The following is a 17,110-nucleotide window of genomic DNA, read 5'->3' as shown; positions in this document are numbered from 1 at the left end:
ACGCCCCAGCCGAGGCGCCGCCGGCCGTCCAGGTCTATCTGTCCGCTGTACGGCGGCTGCGACCACGTTTCGTCTCGAGGGCGGCAGGTGTCCGGATCCTGAGCATCGATTTCGGAGTGCGACGTAGCTCGATACCGAGCTCCTCGTCCCACGGCGGGGGAGTACGGAACGCCTCGAACAGCAGTGACATGAAGGCTTTGACGTTGGGGTTTCCGCGTCTGCTCTCGGGCCAGACCGCCGATATGTTGGATCGTTCGTAAGTGTAGTCGATGAGCACCGGCACGAGCAGACCGCGTTTGACGTAGCCCGCCGCGACGTAGGTCGGCGAAATACCGATGCCGCCGCCGGCGATCAGAATTGCCGCTACCGCATCGCTTGCGTCGGCGACGATCTTCGCTTCGGGTATGAATTCGAGGACCCGCTCGCCGTCCTTGAAGGGCCAGCGCAGCGATTGTCCCGAACTCTGATAGCGGAAGTTGATGCAATCGTGCTCGACCAGTTCGTCGGGATGCACTGGCGTTCCCCGCCGCTTCAGATACTCCGGTGAGGCGAACGCGCAGACGCGGTGCGGCGCCAAATGCTTCGAGATCAGACGCGAATCTCCGAGGTCACCGACGCGGATCGCGATGTCGATGCCCTCTTCGATGAGGTCGATGAAGCGATCGCCGAGCCTCAGGTCGATCGATACCTTCGGAAAGCGATCCCGAAATCGCGGGAGAAGGGGCGCGATGAGATGTACCCCCACCGGAACCGACGCCGTGATCTTGAGCGTGCCGGATGGCTCGGATCTCGCCGCGACCGCCGCCTGGTGGATGTCCTCGACTTCCTTCAGGAGCCGCAGCGCCCGCTCGTGCAGGTTACTGCCTTCTGGCGTCAGTACCAGCGAGCGTGTCGTTCGGCTGAACAGCCGAAGACCCAACTGCTGCTCCAGTCTCTGAACGCTCTTGCTCACGGCCGACGGGGAAATTCCCAAGGATCTTGCCGCGGCCGTGTAGCTTCCCAAGGACGCCGCCCGAGCGAACGCCACAATCCCGGTCAGACGGTCCAAGCCGATATGTTCTGTCATGGAACAAGTGTAGTGCTTAACGGCATGATTTTCAAATCGGCGGAATGAACTACTCTGACGGCATCGTTAACGCAACGGAGGAAGCCATGCCCGATGCCATCTCACCGGTTCGGCTCGAAGCCAATCTCAATGGGAAGGTCGTGGTCGTTTTCGGCGGTACGTCGGGAATCGGGCTGTCGGCAGCCATTCGCGCAAAGGCGGCGGGAGCCGGAGTGTTTGTGATCGGTATGGACGCGGAGAAGGCCAAGAAGACCGCGGCGCAGTACGGTTTTGTTGGTTGGCGCGCGGTCGATGTCACCAAAGGGGACGCCGTGAAGGCAGCCTTGGCTGACATTCCCCATGTCGACCATCTGGTCCTGCTTGCAGGCTCGTTCGTGGCGGGCAAGGTCGTGGACGCTGATATCGAATACCTGCGCAAAGCCTTTGACGAGCGAATCTGGGCAGCCTCCTATGCGATCCAGTCGCTTGGCACCCGCCTCTCTTCCGATGCCTCGGTCACGCTGATCTCGGGCATCTTGGCGGATAGGCCAAATACCTTCGGCACGGCCATTTTGGCCGCCGCATCTGCGGCCATGGAGGCGTTCGCGCGCGGACTGGCGCTCGAACTTGCCCCTCGTAGGGTGAATGCCATCTCTCCCGGCACAGTCGACACGCCCTTGCTCGGAAAGGTCCTCGGGGAGGGTCGCGATGGATACGTCGCAGCGCTCGCGGAGAAGCTCCCCTTGAAGCGTATCGGCACTGCGGACGAAGTCGGCGCGGCGGTCGTCTTCCTGATGAGCAACGGCTTCATGACCGGGGAGACGCTGCACATCGACGGCGGCGCCCGCCTGGTCTGATCCGCCGACGAGGATGAGCATGCCGAGTCTCCTGGATCCGATAAAGATCGGTGCGATCGAGGCACCCAACCGTATCATCATGGCGCCCATGACCCGGGCCCGGGGCACGCGCGGGCATGTGCCGACGCCCATCATGGCGACCTACTATTCCCAGCGGGCATCGGCCGGCCTGATCATCACCGAAGCGATCGGGGTCAGCCGAGAGGGACTAGGTTGGCCCTTCGCGACCGGCCTTTGGACGGCCGAGCAGGTCGCCGGCTGGGCGATGGTCACCGACGCCGTGCACGAAGCCGGCGGACGGATCATCGCGCAGCTTTGGCATATGGGCCGTGTCGTGCACCCGAGTTTCCTGGAGGATGCCCAACCGGTATCCGCTTCGGTGACGAAGGCGCCGGGTCATGCCCACACCTACGCGGGTACTCAACCGTACACGGCTGCGCGCTCTCTGCGCGCGGACGAGATCCCCAGACTGCTGCAGGATTTCCGCGCGGGCGCGCGCAACGCGATCGAGGCCGGGTTCGACGGCATCCAGCTTCACGCCTCGAATGGCTATCTGATCGACCAATTCCTGCGGGACAGCGCCAACTTCCGGAGCGACGGCTACGGAGGGCCGATCCAAAACAGGATCCGCCTGCTGCGCGAAGTGACCGAAGCCGTCGCCCACGAAGTCGGCGTAGAGCGCACGGGGGTACGCCTTTCTCCGAACGGAGAGACGCAGGGTGTGCGGGACAGCGATCCCCTTCCGCTCTTCTGCTCCGCAGCAGAAGTTCTGTCGTCCATCGGAATTGCACATCTCGAACTCCGGGAACCACCATTGGACGGCACCTTCGGCGTCGGCTATCTGCACCCGCTGGCCGCCCAGATACGCCCGCATTTCAAAGGAACGCTCATCCTCAACTCCGACTTCGACCCCGTCCGCGCTCAAGCCGAAATCGATGCCGGCGCCGGCGACGCCATAGCTTTCGGTCGGCCCTTCATTTCAAACCCGGATCTCGTCGAGCGCATCGCAAGCGGACTCCCCCTTTCTCCGGATGACCGTGAAACGTGGTTTACGCAAGATACGAAGGGCTACACGGATTATCCGGCTGCCGGCCAGGATTTGGCGGCGCCAGCTGCGAAGGGCAACGCATGAAAGACGTCTCTCGAAACTGCGCGTTTCCCGGCTCCTGGCGGTGATCCGGAAGATGGACGTTGCCGCGCGGACGATCGCGAGGGGGGGCGGCCTTGCGGGGCTCTTCGCGACGGCATGCGCCGTCGAACTCATCAGCGAGTGGACTCCGCTGGCGCGGCGCTCTCTTTCGTTCCCACCTCGCTCTATCGCGCCGAAACTTTCAAAGCCGCTGCGGCCCCAACCGCTATCGAAAGGATACGAAAATGACGGAACTCGACTACGACCACTTGTTGCGACCGAATCTCGAGCACGTGTTCAACGAGCGCGACTCCGGCAAGCGAAAGGCGGCGATAGCTGACCTCTACGTGGAGGAGCCCGTGATGTACGAGCCGACAGCAATCGTGCGCGGGAGAAACGAGATCGCGCGGATCGCAGGCGAACTTCTCGAGCGGTTCGGACCGACCTTCACGTTCGTGCCCGATGGAATTGCCGTCGGTCACCACGATATCGGGTGTCTTCACTGGCACGCCGGCCCGAAGGACGGCCCCGTCGCCGTCACGGGAATGGACGTCGCCGAAATCGTCGAAGGCCGCATCTCGCGCCTCTGGGTCATGCTGAATCCGTCGTCCTGAACCTGCTCGGATGTCGTCGTTCCGGCGAAGCATTCGCTCTTCGGGACGCAGGGGACGAAAGCACCGTCCCAGCTTTTCTGAGAAGGTGCCGTCCGGATCCCGATGGATTTACGAAATCATATTCGAAGGGTCTTTAAGGGCTGCGCGAGGACGTGTGATTCACGCGTGCTGCTGAGCATGGCGACATTCGTCCTGCTGGTGCGTTACAAGCTGCCCGGCGCGGGTTGATCGACGACCTGGTCGAACGTCAACACACGAGCGTGCGTTCGAACGTTCAGTAACGGCCGCGTCGTCCGCCCCGACCGCCTTCAGACACTCGAAATCAATCGAGTTTGACCGCCGAATCGGCCGCGCGAGTGGTACACAGAGGTGGTCACAAAACTCGGCCGGGCTTTTTAGGAATCCTTGTTTACCGCGGGTTTTCGCGCGTTTCTGGCATCGGGGGTGAGATTCCCACTCTCTCCGCCAGTAAATTGTTCTCCTCTGTTCGTAGTCATTCGGACTCCACAGCAAAATCAGTGACTTGCGCCGAAAAGCTGTACTTCGCAGTTCGTCGGTGTTCTTCCTAATCTGCTCACTAACCGTAGTTTTTACCCGTGGGTTCGGAGGACGGTTTTCCTGGAGGAACAATGGCTGGAAGGCTCAAACCACTCGACATAGAACGCCAAACCAAGCCCGGACGCTGATGGTGCTGGGCTCTACTTGATCATCACCGGCCCAACATCGAAGAGCTGGTCATACAGATATTGGAAAGACGGCAAAGAGCGCTGGCACGGCCTGGGCTCGTTGAAGGACGTGTCGCTCAAGGACGCACGTCTTGCGCGCGATGCGGCTCGGCTGCGCGTAAAGGGCGATCGCAGCACCGCCGGCGTGGATATCGTGCAGGAGAGGCGAAAAGCACGCGACGAAATGAAAGCCGTCGAGGCAAAGGTTGTGTTGCCGACGTTCGAAGAATGCGCGGAAGCCTACATCCGGGCGAACTGGTCGAGCTGGAGCGAGAAGCATCGCGATCAGTGGCCGTCCTCGCTCAAGCGCTACGCATACGGACGTGTAACGGTGCACGGATTCCGGTCGACCTTCGCAACTTGGGCCGAGGAATGCACCGACTATCCGGATGGCGTACGCGAAGCTGCACTGGCCCACAAATACAAGAGCGAGACGACCGCAGCCTATCAACGAGATCAAAAGCTCGAAAAGCGCCGGGCGCTAATGAAGGATTGGGCCGTATTCCTGACCGGCGCCAATGTGACCCAATTTGAGGACCGGAGGACAGGATAGGCCGTCGAGCCAACAGTGAGGGTCAAAAGCGTTGGTTGCGTCCGATCCAAGGCTCCCGGTCTGCCCCAAGAGTAGCAGGGCGCTCGGCAAACGGCTGGCTCAAGGCCAGAAGCGGAATTGGTGTCGGTCTCTATCCACCGCAAAGCCAGACAAGCCGAGACTGGATTGCATGTGAGCGAGGGGCTGCGGTTCCCGGGCTCGCAGGCACCGAAGTAGCTCGCACAACAAAGAAGGACCGCTGTCGTCCACAGCGGCCCCTCACGCTTTCCGGGTTTCAATAATTCCGAAATGAAATGGCTTAACCAGCCCCGGAATGCCACTTTGTCCCGGTTAATAAATCCTTTCCATAACCTATGTGAATCGCGCGCCCCTAATTCTTGAGTGGAGGCCGCCTTGTTCGGATTAGCCACCGGCGGCACTGGATCCTGAGGCGGCCGGTGCACGACGTAAGGATTGCTCGGCGGTGTGGGGCTATCCGTAAGCGAGGCCACCTCCTGGAGCTCCGGCGCAGCAAGATTCGGGGAGCGATCCACCATCAACGTGGTGGCTTGGAGAGCGGGAGGTCCCTAGGAACTTTCGGAGGTGCAGCCCATTGAGCGGTCATTCAAGTAGAGGACAGCTCTTGAACCACATCGCAGTTATCTTGATCTTGCTCGTTGGCGGCTCTTCGCTCGCTTCGGCCCAGAGTGCGAGTGGATCGAGCAGCAGCGGCTCGGCGGCGAGTGGAACTGCGACCACCGGCTCGAAAGGTTATGCGGGCGGCAATGGGCGCCGGGGCCGGTCGTGTTCACAATTTTGAGCCCGGTCGAGCCTGTGGCCGTGCCGCCGTTGATGACCAGCCTATCGGACGGCGCGCCGTCGTTCCCTAGATAGGTATTCATCGTGATGGTGCCGCCGGTGCCACCGTAGCTATTCGCTGTCAGCGTCTTGTAGCTCGACAGCTGTGTTGGATCGCTGGTTGGCGCAGCGTAGATGATCTGGCTGTTGTTGTTGGTGACGTTGGTGGCGATCGAATTACCCGTCATCGTCCAGACGGTCCCTTGCGTGAGATTAACCGTGGCGACGCTGGGATCTGTTGTGATCACCCCCCTCAAGGTCGATGCCGCCGCGTTGAAGGTACTGTTGCCCGACGACAGCGTCTCAAGCAGGGTATTGTTGTTCGCGACCGCAATCGTATTGGTGAGACTGATGTTAGCCGTAGAGCCTTGCACCGAGAAGGACGCGCCGCTGGCCGTAATGGTGCCATTGCTGTAGGTCAGCGTGTTCGCGTTGCCGCCGCTGTTGAACAGAAAGCCGAAGCCGCCGCTACCCGAAGCGGTCACATTGGTGCCGACCATTGTTGCAGTGCCACCGCCTTGCAACAGCCCGCCCGCCCCGTTGACGACGGACACAGAGCCGCCGCTCGTCGTGACGGCTCCGCCTGTCTGTGCATTCACTCCGGCATCCCCAGCGGCGCCTGAGACCTGGATTGTCACATTGGTCGCCGTGGCCGAGCTGCCAGCGCCGATGGCCGCCAGTCCCGCCTCGCCGCCGCCGACACCCGGAACGGTAATGGTGCCACCCGTCAAGGTTACCCGGCCGCCGGCGGTAGCGAGTGCGCCGGCGTCACCGCCGCCGGTGCCGTCCTGTATGACCAAATTGTTGGCCGAGATTGAGCTGCCTGTTCCGGTAGCCAACAAACCCGTATTACCACCTCCCTGGAGCATCGTGACGCTGCCACCGTCGCGAATTTCGACTGTTCCGCCGGCCTGTGCCCTGACTGCGCTGTTTCCATTGCCCAGTCCCAGTCCCGTGATGGGACCCGCCGCTCCGATCTGGATAGTCAGCGAATTATTGGCGATGATCCGACTTCCGGTGCCGTCGGCATTCAGTACGCTGGGCACGGTGCCGCTTGGAATGTTGATCGACGAATTGGTGAGTTGGATAAGTCCGCCGTTCGTCGCCTGCACCAGAGGTTGGCCAAAGCCGTTGGGCCAGGTCATGGTGACGTTGTTCAGGAAGATCGACGCATTGTTGGAGATCACGGCCCTCGCGCCGCCGCCGGTGTTCCCCAGCGCGATATTGTTGGCAGTGATGGTGGCACCACTGACTGCGGTGAGGGCGGTATCGGCGGCGTTGACGTTGCCGTTCGCCGTGACCATTGCGCCCGTGCTGGCGCTAATGCCTGTTCCGCCGCCATTGGCCGTCACGGGGGCGTTTGTCGTGAGCGTAACATTGGCGTTGCTAGTCGCGCTGACCGCTGTCCCAAAGCCGGTGTTCACAGGGCTGTTGACCGTGCAGGGCGGCCCACCGCTCTGAAGAATACCGCCAGGGGGATTGTTGGTTGTGTTGCACGCCTGCGCGCGAGCGGCTTGCGGCGTGCCGGCGAGAAAACCACAAGCCAAGAAAACGGCAAGGTGAGGGGTCCAACTTGACGCTAGGGCCGCGAGCAATTCGCACGACCTGCGCAGTTTCAAGTTTACCTCCGTCCTAGTTGCGTGTCTGCGCGCCGTCGCGGAAAAGGTGACAAAGCGCGACGATCACTGCGCGAAACGCCGCAACTGTGACAAGCACACTGACAATGCCATTAATGTTGGCCGCTGTGGCAAGCGGGCAACGCAGGGGACAGCGATGCTGACCGATTGCGTTTCGCGAATTAAAGAAATCGTAGTCCGGCTATTTGAGGAACTTTCGCCGCGCGCCGACCGACAGCTGAATAGAATCAATATTTCCGGCTAACCCATTTTGTCATGGATTAGGCCGGGCGTCGCTGCGCCTCAGGTTGGCGCTTCCGGCCTTTCTTGCTGCTAGCTCTTCGGCGCTGAGGCGATGTCGGCAGCGGCGCACGCTCGCTCGTCGCCTCTATCAATTCGCCACGACGTCCTCGGCAACCACAGGTGCCGACTGCTCAAGTGACGTCAGCAGCGCGCGGCCCTCATCGGCAATGCGCTCCCAGCTCGCGGAGCACGAGCTTTTGGCCAAAGATATCGAGGCGCTCGGCCCAGCGTTTTGCGCTTGCTCAGTCAGCCGCCGCATTGCGAGATGCAATTTTCTTGTTGTCGTTTGCCCGATGTGTTGGGCTCCATCTGCAGGGAAGCGAGGAGGTGGCCTTGACCTTCACGATCCACTCGTCAAAGGACGGAAACGTCCAACAGACGTTGAGAATTAATTCTCGTTCAGCAGTCGAGCGCGCGCTCGCGCTTCACGACGCGGGTTGGGACGTGTACATAACTGACGCGGCTGGTCGTCAATATCAGCCCGAGACCTTTGAAACTCTTGCTGCGCATGGTCCGGCGCTCACGATTGCAGATCAGATGATCCCGCGCGCCAATTTGGAAATGCGCATCTCGCGCCGCGAAGTTCCGTAAATCGACGATTGCACAACTGGACATCAACGGTTGGGCGTGGTGGCTTGCGGCCGACGCGCGTCGTCGTCGACAATCGCACGAACCCCGACAAAGGTCTCTCCCGCCAACCGCCTGTAGCTCCGGCCGGGTCAGTAATCGCCGACTGCCTTGGCTCGCTCCGGTAAGGTGGCTAGATATTGAGGCGATAAGCGCGTTGAGAACGTGGTGTACAACGGCGGTCCGTATAATGCCGCATCTATGCAGATGGTGGCGGCGCGGCGTTCGACATCAACGTCAAATTCAAGAAAGTGTTCTTTGTCGGCCAGGGTTTTTCTAGCCGCCAGCGCCATTGCGCCAATAGCGCTTACCAAAATCTTCTTCATTGCTTTCCTCAAATCCGCTTCCGTTGTCCCCGAAGGGGCTAGGCAGGAATGCCTGCGACTCCAACTGTATTGGTAGATGAGACAAGGCGGAGCGGCCGTAGCGTGGAAACCACACTCGCTAACCAAAACTCGGGCAAAGTCTTAATTCCGCTTAAGAGTTCCATGCGACCGTTTCGTGACACGCGCTGGTATCGACTGCCGGAAACTTAAAGTAACGAGCTGCACGCTGGAAAAGCGGACTTCGCGCAAGAGGGCCGTTCGTGAAAGCATCGTTGTCTTCATCGCGTTAGCGCTGCTTCCATAATTTCATGCACTTGCGCCCATGCCAGGATGGCGTGCCTGGTGCGAATTTTTACAGTTACGATAGATTTGCGTGCAGGGGAGTGAGCGGCCCCGCGCGAAGGCCAGCCCCCGCCGGGGCCGCTTTCATTCCTTCTGATCGGGCGGGGGCGTTTCCGTCGTGCCCTTGAGCAGCTCAACTCCTACACAATCACCGGCCCATAGCTTTGTGCCTCGGACCGTTCCAACGAGTTTGCAGCCGGTCTGCTCTTTCGGCTTTGCCTGAACCGCCGGCCTGTTGCCTACCTTTGGGGACGCGCTCTGAGCGAGCGCTGTTGTCGAAAAGCAGATGGCGACGAGAATGAGCAACGACCTGAACGTCATTTTTTGCCTCTCCGACTACCGGAATTCCCGCAGAGCATTCGCGCCCTGCGGGATTGCCGGGCTCCTCAGTATTGATTGCTTGCTCAATCGGCCCGCCCGGTCCATCGCAAAGCTTGCACCGAGCAAATCGGAGCGCGAGTCCAAAGTATGCTCCTCCGAATGAAACAAAAGAGGTGTTGCGACGAAGACACTGTAACATTCGCGACGGGTAGCAAAGGTGCCAGTGAACAACCGGTGAAGCAAAGCCTGAAGCCGAAGACCCCCGACCGGGATGGGTCAAGTAGGCAGGGCATGTACTCAATGCGCAGATTGGAGTCCGCTTTCGGAGGATATTGTTGCAAAACTCTTTTTGGTGCGTCGAACAAAAATTCTTAGAACCACTAATTCGTTTTGCGGGCGCCGACGTGAGGGATCATATCGACTGATCCAAAATCGATCCCCGATCTCCATAATGGCACTGACAACCGATGCAGCAGCGGAGAGGCCTTGAGATTAGCTTTCGCGATTTTTACGGTTGTTCGATTTTCGACTTGTGCAACAACGTCGATCGATAATTCGGATCAATCAGAAAGACCGTGTTGTTTCAATTGGTTATCGCATTTCTCAAGCGACGTTTCTCGACGGCGAGGCCGCCAGCGATATACGTTCCAGACAACAGCGCGCACGGCTTTGCACAGGAAAGATCGCAGGGCTTCTGGCTGTGGTTGCAACCTCCCGATCTTCAGGCACTGATCCCTCTCAGGGACGCGATCTAACGCGTTTGGGACGCGCTCTGGTGCGTCTGCGGGCCGTGCGCGTCTTCACATGTGCGACGGGACAGACGCCCACCAGGGCGTCCCCTGCGAGTCCGCGCATGCGATCGACCGGATTGCCCTCTTGGGCGCTGGCGGGGTTGTTCGGGCCGTCCTGTGACCTTGGTGTCTGACGAATCCGCTTTCTTCGGTTCACTTTTATACTTTCGCTGCGGAACGGAAACTCAGGCTGCAGCGTTAGTGCGCCAAACTTTGGGGCTGGCGAACCTTGTCCAAAAACCACTACCACGCGCGCGAAGCGGCAGCGGCGCTGCTGAAAATGGCAAAGGCCACCTCCGATCCGGCTGTTGCTGTCGGGCTTATTGAAGCCGCCTCCAAACTTAAAGACGAAGCTGGCGAGCTATCCCCGCCAGTGACCGTCCAACCGCCAGACGTGTACCCCGACGACGTGCAGCCAAAGGAAGATTGAGACAGTGATGACGACGGCGCGAACCTCCCGTGGTCCCATGGTGGGTGGCGGGACGCCCGTTATCGTCGCCTGCCGCTCTTCGGACGTTGTCCTTCGGGACATCTTTCCCGTGGCCTTGTTTCCTGAGTTGATGGCTCAACTGCTTCGCCGTTCCCGGTCCCATCCGGCCCCATGAGGTGCATCATGCCACGCGCTCAGTTCTTGCGGATCAATGCTCTGATCTGGGCAATCGCCGCTCTTGGTGTGGTTGCGATAACCTCCACGATCTGGCGATGACGCTGGGCGCGATCTTGGCCAACTAAGTCGTCGGTTGGACACGGTTGTGGTCGCTCAAAATGCCGACCCGCTCGGCCAGCGAAACAAGCTCCGCCAAGCTCTGAGCCTGCATCTTCTCCATCACCATGTGGCGATGGGCCTTGATGGTCCGCTCGGTCGCTCCCAGCGTGTGGGCGATCTGCTTGTTGAGTTTGCCGCGAATGACCAGTTCGAAAACCTGCCGCTCGCGCGGGGTCAGCGTCGCGAGACGGCCGCGAGCTGCCTCTAGTTTGCTCCGTCGCTCGTTGAGCGTCTGGTGATGTGCAAGCGCACGTTCAATGGCCGGGAGAAGGTCGTCGGATGAAACCGGCTTCGTAAAAAAATCCTCTGCACCCGCCTTGATGGCGCGCACCGTCGCCGGGATGTCGGCATAGCCAGTGAGAAATATGATCGGTAATGTGGAGTCGACTTCGCCTAATCTTCTTTGCAGTCCCGGACCGTCCAAGTCGGGGATTTGCACGTCGAGAAGGATGCACCCCGGAATGCTGTCGCTGGGCAAGCGATCCAGTAACTCTTGCGCCGTCGCATAGACCGCGACGTCGTACCCGGCGAGTCTCAGCCGTCTTTCCATCGCTTTCGCGAATGCCGCATCGTCGTCAACAATATGCACCCACCCCGCCAACCCAGCCACTTCCTCTGTCACAGGTGGAGCGTATCGACCAAGTCACGCTGAGTAAGTTACCTTTGTTGGTTCTCTAGGGCATGGCTGGTCTGCTCCACTGAGAGGGGTATATGCACTTTGTGCCAGACCTGGGATGGCGGCCATGAATGAGCGCGACCAAGCGCGCTTCGTGGAGATGATCACCCGGTTCGTCGACGCACGATGTCGAACGCATCAGAGCGGACGCGAAAGGCATCAGGTTGAACATGCTTCGCCGTTTTCGCAGGACGGCGTCGTCAAGTCGGCGCGGATCACGGTCGTGGTGGCTCGGACCGTGTCGCAATGATGACGTGATGGCCGCTCCAAAAGTGGGGTCATACCCGCGACGAGTGATCGGCGATCAGAACGGCGGAAGACCCGGTGCACGAGCCGCTCCAGAGACGCCTCTAGCGCGCCGGGAAACTTCGGACGCTTATTTGAGCGGTGCTTCGCGCGCCGACTTCATGAGCAGCGCAACGTCGGCCTTCGAAATTGCGAAGCGGGCCGGATCGACCGGCGGGGCGAGCGGTGGTTCGATCAGCCGGCGCATGAGCCATTCGCGGAATTCCTGGCGCTCAAGGCGCAGCGCCGCCTTCAGGCCCGCCTGGAAGAACCGCTCGCGCTGCGCTGGGTTGAGCCGCGCCCATCTCTGCATCGTGGCCTCGAACAGATCACGCGCCATCTCGCGAGCCTTTGAAAGGCAGATGCGGCAAACAAACATCGAAAAACGAAAAACGCAAATATGCTGAAGGGGCGCGGTCACGCGGTCCCGGCACCAATACGCCTTATCGGAAGGACCCTAACGACCTGGGGAGGGTCCGCCTTCTCTCGATGCTCCCCGCCAACGTCATCTCGACGCGGCGGCGCATGGGTGCCGAGAACACGGCGTTGGCGCGCGCGTCACGTCGCGTGGGCCACGCCACAATCAGCCCAAGCGTTGATCTAACGCAAGCACCTCCAAATTGGGTTCCGATCCCATGGATCCTATCTGCTCGCCTACATCGAGAGGAGAACGCAAATGAAGTGGATCATCCTGTTGTGGACGTCCTTCGTTTCTGTCTTGATCGCGATTTATGCCTATGCTTGGCGCGACATGCTCAAGACCAAGCGGGTTGTGCGACCGTACATCGACGACATTCCGTTTCGGCCTAATCGCTATCGTCAGAGCGACTGACTTAAAGCGAACCAACCGGGCGCGGACAGGCGATCGATCGCGGAGGGCAACCAACGGAGCATGGCTGATGATGGATAAAACCCAACGCGCCATTCTAGAAAATCAAGTCATCCTTGCCGAAGCGCTGTGGATGCTCCTGCATTCGCAAGGTATCAGTTCGGACGCAACGCTTCAGAACGTCTCCGCCCGCATCAAGGCTACGCGGAAGCTGCTCGAAGAACACAGCGAGGAGAACCCTTAGCGCGGCGTCGCCTCATCACCCGTCGAGCGCGGCAGCACGTCACCGCAACGGCGACAGGCGGCCAACGGCACCGCCAAGGCCCGGCAAAGGCCGTCCAGTGCGCCGCCAGCGCCGGGCCATAGGACGGACACCGGGAGGGGCAACAGTGCACAGACCCTCCGTTGATCTACGTCAACGTTAGCGATCCTTTAGCGCTCACGCTATGTTCAGCCGCACCTGAGGCGGCTCCCGTCACCTTTCAGTGACGCAAGCGCGAAGAGGGAGGTCCAACATGCATCCGGAGAAGCGTCTTTCGATCAAGTCAGCGACTGTTGCCGGGATTGCTGCTAGCGCCCTGTTGGGGCTTGCAGGTGTCACTCTCAATCCAGCGCCAGCCCAGGCGGTCGTGTACTGCCAGTACGTTGAATATCCGGTGGGTTGCGTTTCCCGGACAGGCGTCGTGCTGAGGCCTCGTCCGGTGGCGCGCGCTGCGGTCCGTCATAACGCCGGTGGCAATGCAAATGGCGGCGTCAATCGCGTTGGGGCGGGGCGGTAAAGGCTTGTTCGCGGTCACGAGCGAGAAAGAAGCCGTCACCGCTTCGTCCCGGTGGCGGCTTTTTTATCGTCCCGACGCGGACAGGCGACCGAATAGCGAACGGGCGGGACATCACAGCCACGTGGCGGCGACTTTTTGGAACCAAGTCAATACATGCGCAGGAGCTGCGGCGCACGTGCGCCGCAAGGCTATGCCGATGGCCACAGGCAACAGACCCAATGTCCGGCGCGGGCAGCACTTCAGGATGAGATCACGAGGTTGACCGCCTTGGGGCCTTTGCCCTTCTTGTCCGGTTCGACCTCGAATGTAATGCGCTGTCCTTCAGTCAAGTCCTTCAGTCCGGCCCGCTCGACTGCGGTGATATGAACGAACAGATCACGGCCGCCGTCATCCGGCTTGATGAAGCCATAGCCACGCTCTCCATCGAAGAACTTGACCGTACCAACCATGGACATCGCGAAACCCCTCCCCCGTATTGTAGGCTCGCCCTGAAAGCAGACGACCTATTCTTCGCCGAGCCAAACCGAAACGCCTTCTAGGACAGGCCGCCTGACCGGAAAATTGGCCCTTTGGGACAATTGTACGCTTCGGTGTTGTCGCCTTTTATGGACGCGGGAATGGCGTCGCACAAGGACAGGGAGGCGCTCATGGGATCGATGGAAGAGTTCATCCACTATGCGAACTTGATCATCGCCAAGCGGCAGCTTGCTGATCCGAGCATCACGGACAGACAGCGGCGGATGCTCGCAAGGCTGGTCGCGCAGGAGGAAGCGAAACGCTTTCACGAAGAGGACGGCGGTCACGCTGAATGCTAGTCCGTTGCCTTTCCCAAATTTGCTGGCTATCGCGTCAATTTTCGCTCATCAGGAGTTTTAGCATCGCATCGCAGGCAGCTTCGGCCTCGTCGAAAGTTTTAAAGGGCGAGCCGGTGATCCTGATCGCGCTGCGGCCTTCATAAACAGGACGCCACGACGCCAGATAACCGGCGCGTCCGTGAAAGCCGGGACGGCAGGGCTTTCATAGCTGATCACGAAAGAATAGCCGTCGCTGTTCGCGCTCCATATTTCCATCTTCTCGACGGCACGCTCGAACTGCAGGGGCATGGCTGTTCACGAGTATTCAAGCAATTCCCGAAGGATCCAAGTCTTTAAAAATTCCCTCCCGGCGTGGTCTGAAGAAGTCGTGCCGCACCGATGGCAATTCAGCTTGCCTATTCACTACAGGGCTTGATCTGGATCAAGCTGCGAGCACCTGCAGACGCTCGTGCCTGTTGGGCCGTCACGCTATCCACCGCAATCTGTGGCGGCTTGCCTGCCCATCGTGTCCGGGCGGAGTTGCTTGCTATCTCTGCGCCCCGCGATATTCTCGATGTGTATCTGAACACTAAGCGTGATCTGTTGGTTGTGCGCAATGGTCTGCCAATTCCTGACGCGTCAGGTAGATGGCGTAAGAAGAAAAAAGTAGCGAGCGTTAGCGAGGACATTAAGCTCGCCGTTGAGAGGCAGGGCTACTACATGCGGAAGCTAACGGACTTCAACAAGTGTTAGTCCGCAAAGCGCATGTGCAACCTCTTGTCTGATTGCGGTTGCTGGCACAAGGGTTCAGCTCGTTACCGACAGCCTGCGAGGCTCGCTCTTGTCTACGAGGTCGACGTTCATAGCCGCCTCACGATGGTAGTCCGAAGATCGGGAGCTGCTATCTATTAGGCGCGTGCTGCAGGCACAGAGGTTGCAGCGCAGTCACCCCGACCTCGTCCTCGCAGGACGTCGTCCCGCCTTTTCGGCGGATCCGCTGAATTGCTAATTGATCATGCGGTCGCCTCCTCGCGGGTCCATCGGAACTCGCTTCCATCTGCCCAGATCCGATGCATCACGATCGCTAATTTTCGTGCGACTGCTACGACCGCTCGGCGAAGGCCGCGTCGCTTGGCCACCCTTACACCCCAAGCTTTCAATGCGGACCAACGCTTGGTGCGGGTTAGAAGTGCAAGCGCGGCCTGATAAAGTATGGTGCTGAGCATCACATCGCCACACCTCGAAATAGCGCCATTCCGATCGGTTTCCCCAGATGCGTATTTGCGTGGCGTAAGGCCAAGATGCGCGCCAACATCGCGGGAGCGTTGAAAGCGATCCGGGTCATCAATGGTTGTTAGAAACGTGATTGCCGTCAGTGCACCTACGCCCGGTATCGTCATGAGCCGCTGACATGTCGGTTCGCGGCGTACTATTTCAAGTACCATCTTGTGCAGGACGCCGTACTGTTCACGCAGCGCGGCTCGAGCCACAAGCATTGGGCGCAGCATCGCCGCGAGTCGTGGATGGCCATCTGTGAGTTCATTAGTCTGCTGCTCAAACGTCGCTTGAGGTATACGACCAGATAGCTTTAAGCCGAAGACGCGTAAGACGCCGCGAATTTCGTTCTCGATATCGATCTGCTTGATCAAAAGCGTCTTGCGATTGTTGAGAAGCATTCGTAGCTCCTGGCTCACGTCACCCTTGATATGAACAACGGTGTACCAGCCGACCCGCATTACCTGTGCAATGGCGCGAGCGTCGTTTCGATCGGTCTTAATCGGCATCGTCTTAGTCACGCCACGCAGTCTTCGGGGATCGATGCAGACTGCGTGTAAGCCGGCAGCACGCAGTTCGCTGTACAGCCAACGAGCGAGACCACCAATCTCAATCCCGATCTTGACAATGGGCAATCCGCTTTCGTTGAGCCAGGCAACAATAGCCTCCGGTTCCGAAAGTGCCTTGCCCTCGCGAATGACGACGCCATTCTCGTCCACAACACAGATAGCCGTCTCCTTTAGCGAAACATCCAGACCGACATAGTGCTTCATGTTCCCGCTCCTGCTGCCACCGGCTCGCCGGCTTCCCTTCCAGGCTGAGCCTTTCGAGCAGCAACCGCAATCACCCCATCTACAGCATCACCACAAACCAAGCCGCGATCATCGCCCTATTCCGCGTCGTCAACCGCTATGTCGGCAACCTCGCGCCGATGCCGGTCGTGTTTCCGGATCACCCGGTGGTGCGCAACACCGACACGGGCCGCGAGCCGGCCATGATGCGCTGGGGCATGCCGCCGCCACCAAAGTTCGGCGGGCCACCGGTCACCAACATCCGCAATGCCGTCACCGCACTGGCCAGGCTGCCTGAAGCCGGAGAACCGCCGCCTTGTCCCGGCTAACAGCTTCTCCGAGCAACGTCCGCTGCCGGATGACGCGCTGAGGATCGTGGCGCGTGGCGCCGAAGGAGAACTAAGGCCGTCAAGTGAAAGTCGCCGTCGATCGACCTTACCGATCCCCAAGAGCTGCCCGCAAAAGTCTTGAGATCGCTACGCAGTCCAGCTCGGCGAGCGCGCGGCATCGCCGATTAGTTTCTTGAAAGCCGAGCATTTCAGGCGCTCTAGGTCCCGTTCTCCGTCCGCCGCACGCGCCAGAAGATGTTCAGCAATTTCAAGCGCCGAAGCCGACTTCCGCTGATGGAAACGGGCGTCAAGCAGCACCTCGTCCAACGCGCGGCGCAATGTGGCTATCGTGGATGGATCGTAGCTCATGTCGGTCGTGTAGCCGACGCTGACAACAGTGAGATGACTGCCAAAGGACGCTGGGTCCGTTTGGCCTCTTTACGGCCGCGGTCACACTGAAGATCAAGAATTGTCCGGATTTCATACCCGTTCAGTCGTTT

The 17,110-nt window shown here is 59.9% G+C and carries 19 protein-coding genes and 1 pseudogene; 12 read left to right on the top strand and 8 right to left on the bottom strand.

The window, feature by feature from the left end:
- Nucleotides 1-34: 34 nt before the first annotated feature.
- Nucleotides 35-1,066 carry a LysR family transcriptional regulator gene (locus tag ACVJ5M_RS48735; RefSeq protein ID WP_162479054.1) on the bottom strand — a complete coding sequence of 344 codons (1,032 nt, stop codon included), beginning with the start codon at nt 1,064-1,066 and terminating at the stop codon, nt 35-37.
- Nucleotides 1,067-1,152: 86 nt separating this feature from the next.
- Between ACVJ5M_RS48735 and ACVJ5M_RS48730 the strand changes: the two genes are divergently transcribed.
- From ACVJ5M_RS48730 to ACVJ5M_RS48715, 4 genes are all read left to right on the top strand, one after another.
- Nucleotides 1,153-1,902 (top strand): SDR family oxidoreductase, encoded by a 750-nt coding sequence (locus ACVJ5M_RS48730; protein ID WP_162479055.1) that lies wholly within the window; start codon nt 1,153-1,155, stop codon nt 1,900-1,902.
- Nucleotides 1,903-1,921: 19 nt separating this feature from the next.
- Nucleotides 1,922-3,034, top strand: coding sequence for an alkene reductase (locus tag ACVJ5M_RS48725; protein WP_162479056.1), 1,113 nt, complete (start codon nt 1,922-1,924; stop codon nt 3,032-3,034).
- Between the two features lie 242 nt (nt 3,035-3,276).
- Nucleotides 3,277-3,645, top strand: a complete 369-nt coding sequence (locus tag ACVJ5M_RS48720) for a nuclear transport factor 2 family protein (protein WP_162479057.1) — start codon at nt 3,277-3,279, stop codon at nt 3,643-3,645.
- Between the two features lie 702 nt (nt 3,646-4,347).
- On the top strand, nt 4,348-4,923 hold the full coding sequence (locus ACVJ5M_RS48715) for an integrase family protein (protein ID WP_354100348.1): 576 nt from the start codon (nt 4,348-4,350) through the stop codon (nt 4,921-4,923).
- A 638-nt stretch (nt 4,924-5,561) separates the two neighbouring features.
- Here the strand turns inward: ACVJ5M_RS48715 and ACVJ5M_RS48710 are convergent.
- Entirely contained in the window at nt 5,562-7,379 is a 1,818-nt protein-coding gene (locus ACVJ5M_RS48710; protein WP_354100349.1) for a hypothetical protein, read from the bottom strand.
- 633 nt (nt 7,380-8,012) lie between these two features.
- Here ACVJ5M_RS48710 and ACVJ5M_RS48705 point away from each other — a divergent pair.
- Nucleotides 8,013-8,270 (top strand): hypothetical protein, encoded by a 258-nt coding sequence (locus ACVJ5M_RS48705; RefSeq protein ID WP_135217021.1) that lies wholly within the window; start codon nt 8,013-8,015, stop codon nt 8,268-8,270.
- Between the two features lie 128 nt (nt 8,271-8,398).
- On the opposite strand, the gene ACVJ5M_RS48700 is transcribed toward ACVJ5M_RS48705, so the two are convergent.
- Nucleotides 8,399-8,632 (bottom strand): hypothetical protein, encoded by a 234-nt coding sequence (locus ACVJ5M_RS48700; protein ID WP_354100350.1) that lies wholly within the window; start codon nt 8,630-8,632, stop codon nt 8,399-8,401.
- A gap of 1,683 nt (nt 8,633-10,315) precedes the next feature.
- On the opposite strand from ACVJ5M_RS48700, the gene ACVJ5M_RS48695 reads away from it, so the two are divergent.
- Nucleotides 10,316-10,516, top strand: coding sequence for a hypothetical protein (locus ACVJ5M_RS48695; RefSeq protein WP_283017265.1), 201 nt, complete (start codon nt 10,316-10,318; stop codon nt 10,514-10,516).
- 298 nt (nt 10,517-10,814) lie between these two features.
- On the opposite strand, the gene ACVJ5M_RS48690 is transcribed toward ACVJ5M_RS48695, so the two are convergent.
- Nucleotides 10,815-11,453 (bottom strand): response regulator transcription factor, encoded by a 639-nt coding sequence (locus tag ACVJ5M_RS48690; protein ID WP_354100351.1) that lies wholly within the window; start codon nt 11,451-11,453, stop codon nt 10,815-10,817.
- Nucleotides 11,454-11,595: 142 nt separating this feature from the next.
- Here ACVJ5M_RS48690 and ACVJ5M_RS48685 point away from each other — a divergent pair, with 142 nt between their 5' ends.
- Nucleotides 11,596-11,778 (top strand): hypothetical protein, encoded by a 183-nt coding sequence (locus ACVJ5M_RS48685; RefSeq protein ID WP_354100352.1) that lies wholly within the window; start codon nt 11,596-11,598, stop codon nt 11,776-11,778.
- Nucleotides 11,779-11,904: 126 nt separating this feature from the next.
- On the opposite strand, the gene ACVJ5M_RS48680 is transcribed toward ACVJ5M_RS48685, so the two are convergent.
- Nucleotides 11,905-12,234, bottom strand: a complete 330-nt coding sequence (locus ACVJ5M_RS48680; protein WP_354100353.1) for a hypothetical protein — start codon at nt 12,232-12,234, stop codon at nt 11,905-11,907.
- A 255-nt stretch (nt 12,235-12,489) separates the two neighbouring features.
- On the opposite strand from ACVJ5M_RS48680, the gene ACVJ5M_RS48675 reads away from it, so the two are divergent.
- The 3 genes from ACVJ5M_RS48675 to ACVJ5M_RS48665 all read left to right on the top strand — a co-directional run bounded on the left by ACVJ5M_RS48675 (nt 12,490) and on the right by ACVJ5M_RS48665 (nt 13,421).
- Complete coding sequence (locus ACVJ5M_RS48675; protein WP_167768323.1) at nt 12,490-12,645, top strand: hypothetical protein; 156 nt, start codon at nt 12,490-12,492, stop codon at nt 12,643-12,645.
- Between the two features lie 67 nt (nt 12,646-12,712).
- Entirely contained in the window at nt 12,713-12,886 is a 174-nt protein-coding gene (locus tag ACVJ5M_RS48670; protein ID WP_354100354.1) for a hypothetical protein, read from the top strand.
- Between the two features lie 271 nt (nt 12,887-13,157).
- Nucleotides 13,158-13,421 carry a hypothetical protein gene (locus ACVJ5M_RS48665; RefSeq protein WP_354100355.1) on the top strand — a complete coding sequence of 88 codons (264 nt, stop codon included), beginning with the start codon at nt 13,158-13,160 and terminating at the stop codon, nt 13,419-13,421.
- 239 nt (nt 13,422-13,660) lie between these two features.
- Here ACVJ5M_RS48665 and ACVJ5M_RS48660 read toward each other — a convergent pair whose 3' ends face one another.
- Nucleotides 13,661-13,876, bottom strand: a complete 216-nt coding sequence (locus ACVJ5M_RS48660; RefSeq protein ID WP_354100356.1) for a cold-shock protein — start codon at nt 13,874-13,876, stop codon at nt 13,661-13,663.
- 162 nt (nt 13,877-14,038) lie between these two features.
- Here ACVJ5M_RS48660 and ACVJ5M_RS48655 point away from each other — a divergent pair, with 162 nt between their 5' ends.
- A complete protein-coding gene (locus tag ACVJ5M_RS48655; RefSeq protein WP_135217163.1) occupies nt 14,039-14,236 on the top strand; it encodes a hypothetical protein in 198 nt (65 codons plus the stop codon).
- Between the two features lie 992 nt (nt 14,237-15,228).
- Here ACVJ5M_RS48655 and ACVJ5M_RS48650 read toward each other — a convergent pair.
- Nucleotides 15,229-16,263, bottom strand: coding sequence for an IS110 family RNA-guided transposase (locus ACVJ5M_RS48650; RefSeq protein WP_456679811.1), 1,035 nt, complete (start codon nt 16,261-16,263; stop codon nt 15,229-15,231).
- Between the two features lie 158 nt (nt 16,264-16,421).
- Here ACVJ5M_RS48650 and ACVJ5M_RS48645 point away from each other — a divergent pair.
- Nucleotides 16,422-16,641: pseudogene (locus tag ACVJ5M_RS48645) on the top strand (SOS response-associated peptidase); the annotation flags it as partial.
- Between the two features lie 116 nt (nt 16,642-16,757).
- Here ACVJ5M_RS48645 and ACVJ5M_RS48640 read toward each other — a convergent pair.
- Nucleotides 16,758-16,979, bottom strand: a complete 222-nt coding sequence (locus tag ACVJ5M_RS48640) for a hypothetical protein (RefSeq protein ID WP_456679810.1) — start codon at nt 16,977-16,979, stop codon at nt 16,758-16,760.
- Nucleotides 16,980-17,110 lie beyond the last annotated feature (131 nt).

This window comes from Bradyrhizobium sp. S3.7.6, assembly GCF_054061875.1.
Note: the sequence above shows the minus strand (reverse complement) of the source record. Positions and strands in the feature narration are given on the sequence as shown.